Annotated in this window: 1 rRNA gene; it reads right to left on the reverse strand. The window is 55.6% G+C overall.

The annotated features are described in order from the left end of the window. Nucleotides 1–882, reverse strand: a 23S ribosomal RNA gene (locus tag MF605_RS11875); the annotation flags it as partial.

Raw genomic sequence — 882 nt, forward strand, 5'->3', positions numbered from 1 at the left:
TCTCCCACCTATCCTACACAAGTCACACCGAATACCAATACCAAACTATAGTAAAGGTCACGGGGTCTTTCCGTCCTTCTGCGCGTAACGAGCATCTTTACTCGTAATGCAATTTCGCCGAGTTCATAGTTGAGACAGCGGGGAAGTCGTTACTCCATTCGTGCAGGTCGGAACTTACCCGACAAGGAATTTCGCTACCTTAGGATGGTTATAGTTACCACCGCCGTTTACTGGGGCTTAAGTTCTCCGCTTCGCCGAAGCTAACAGGTCCCCTTAACCTTCCAGCACCGGGCAGGAGTCAGTCCATATACATCGTCTTACGACTTCGCATGGACCTGTGTTTTTGATAAACAGTCGCTTCCCCCTGGTCTCTGCGGCCCCGATCCCCTCACACCAGCACGTGGTGCTCAAGGTTGGGGCCCCCCTTCTCCCGAAGTTACGGGGGCATTTTGCCGAGTTCCTTAACCATGATTCTCTCGATCGCCTTAGTATTCTCTACCTGACCACCTGTGTCGGTTTAGGGTACGGGCAGTTTGAACCTCACGCCGATGCTTTTCTAGGCAGCATAGGATCACCGGATCACCCACCAAGTGGGCGCCCATCAGGTCTCAGGCATACAGCCGGCGGATTTACCTACCGGCAGCCCTACACCCTTAGACCAGGTCATTTCCATTGCCCGGCCCGGCTACCTTCCTGCGTCACACCTGTTAATGCGCTTGCCTCCCCGGTTCAGGTCCCGCGCTCCCCACCACCGACCCCGTCAAAGACGGGGTTCGGGATGGTTCGGGCGGTTAGTATCACCGGCTCAGCATGGGCGGTTCTTCACTGGTACGGGAATATCAACCCGTTGTCCATCGACTACGCCTGTCGGCCTCGCCTTAG

The sequence above is a fragment of the Micrococcus luteus genome (assembly GCF_022664405.1).
Lineage (GTDB): Bacteria > Actinomycetota > Actinomycetes > Actinomycetales > Micrococcaceae > Micrococcus > Micrococcus luteus.